This window comes from Streptomyces lushanensis, from assembly GCF_001700515.1.
GTDB classification, from domain to species: Bacteria; Actinomycetota; Actinomycetes; order Streptomycetales; family Streptomycetaceae; genus Streptomyces; species Streptomyces lushanensis.
In genome coordinates, this window is record NZ_MAUD01000501.1 from 1 (window position 1) to 1,973 (window position 1,973).

At 70.1% G+C, this 1,973-nt stretch carries 1 protein-coding gene; it reads right to left on the reverse strand.

Annotated elements, in window-relative coordinates; genetic code table 11:
* Positions 1–73: 73 nt before the first annotated feature.
* The gene (locus BFF77_RS30440; RefSeq protein ID WP_079125635.1) at positions 74–1,888 is read right to left on the reverse strand and encodes an ABC transporter ATP-binding protein; all 1,815 of its coding nucleotides are present in this window, start codon (positions 1,886–1,888) and stop codon (positions 74–76) included.
* Positions 1,889–1,973 lie beyond the last annotated feature (85 nt).

A 1,973-nucleotide genomic window follows, 5' to 3' on the forward strand; every position in this document is an offset into this window, starting at 1 on the left:
GTCCTCACCTCTCCCGTGCTCCCCGGCAACATCGCCTCGTGAGGCGCGGGGGCCGCGTCCACCGGCCCCGGATTCAGCGCGGGTCGGCCTCCGGCACGGCGCTGTCGTCGAGGAAGCCGCCCGACTGACGCTGCCACAGCTTCGCGTAGGCCCCGTCCGACGCGAGCAGCTCGTGGTGCGTGCCCTGCTCGACGATCCGGCCGCGGTCCAGGACCACGAGCCGGTCCATGGTGGCGACCGTGCTCAGCCGGTGCGCCACCACGAGCGCGGTCCGTCCGTCCATGAGCCGCCACAGCGCCTCCTGGACGAGGGTCTCGCTCTCGGAGTCCAGCGCGCTGGTCGCCTCGTCGAGCAGCAGGATGGGCGCGTCGCGCAGGATCGCCCTGGCCAGAGCGACCCGCTGACGCTGTCCGCCGGACAGCTTGACCCCGCGCTCGCCCACCATGGTGTCGAAGCCGTCCGGCAGCGCGTCGGCGAACTCCGTGACATGCGCCGCCTCGGCCGCACGGCGTATCTCGGCGTCGGTGGCGTCCGGCCGGGCGAACGCGATGTTGTCCCGCAGCGTGCGGTGGAACATCGCCGGATCCTGGGGTACGTAGGCGATCAGGCTGCGCACATCGGCCTGGCGCAGCCTGCTGATGTCCTGTCCGCCGATCAGGATCCGGCCGCCGTCGATGTCCGTCATCCGCAGCAGCAGCCGGCTGAGGGTGGTCTTGCCACCGCCCGACCGGCCGACGAGGCCGATCTTCGCCCCGCTGTGCACGGCCAGATCGAGACCCTCGAAGAGAGGCTCCGCACCCGCGTGGGCGAAGGTCACCCGCTCGAAGCGGACATCGGCGCCCCCGGGCAGCAACCGCTCCGGCGCCTCCGGGTCGAGCACGGTCGCCGGCGTCAGCAGCAGTTCGGTGAACTGCGCGGCCTCCGTCATCGAGCTCTCCAGACGGCGGTAGATCTGGTTGAACTCGAACATGATCCGCGTCGCGTTGCTGTAGTACGTGAAGGCGAGCACGACCGCCTCCACGTTCTGTCCCCCCGCGCCGAGCGCGACCGCGAGCAGCAGGCCCATCGCGTTGGTCAGCACGGACATCGGCGCGACCAGTGTGTCGATGCGCAGATTGCCGTAGTCCCATGAGCGCAAGGTGAGCCGCCGCGACTCCGCGACCCGGGACCGGTGCTCGGCCGCCTCGCGTTCCTCGGCGGCGAACGCCCGGACCGTGTCCATGTTCATCAGACTGTCGGCGACATGGCCCGACACCCGGGCGATCGCCTCCTCACGCTGGTCGACGAGCGCCTGGCGGCGCCGGATGAGGGGCGCCACACACAGCCCCGTCAGCGCGATCATCGCCAGGAGCCCGACGACGAGCAGCGGTTCGTAGCGCCACAGGACCACCGATCCGAACACCAGCGGTACGAAACTGCCCACGACCGAGAACGTCAGGGTGTCGACGAACTCCTCGAAGCGGGAGGCGAAGCTCAGGACCCGTTTGGTCAGCGACCCGGCGAAGTTGTCATGGAAGAACGCGGCGTCCTTGGCGAACAGTTCGTCCATTCCGATCACATACAGGTGCTCGATACCGAGGGCGTCGAGGCGGTTCAGGAAGTGCAGACCGATCCGCCACAGCGTCTCCGCGAGGAGCAGCACGCCGGCGAAGGCGAGGACATAGGGCAGGGTCGAGCCGAAGGTGGTGCCGCCGCCGTCGGCTATGCGGCCGACGAGCTTGGCGACCACCAACGGCGCCACGTAGTTGATGCCGATGTTGCCCAGCGCCGGCAGCAGCATCGCGGGCGCCGTCACCCACCGCAGCCGGGCCAGCTCCCGTCCGTAGTGACGAAGCGCGAGGAGCACCGCGCCCTTGCCCGGCGCCTTGTGTGAAGCAGGCGATCCCATGCCACCCCTGTGTGGTCGTGCGGCGGCCCGTGGGATCAACGGCTTCTCCCCGGAGAAGCACGCGACGGGCCGCCGCACGACCACA

Excerpts from the sequence above, each read along its gene's own strand:
- BFF77_RS30440 (WP_079125635.1), bottom strand. The coding sequence starts at position 1,888 with ATGGGATCGCCTGCTTCACACAAGGCGCCGGGCAAGGGCGCGGTGCTC.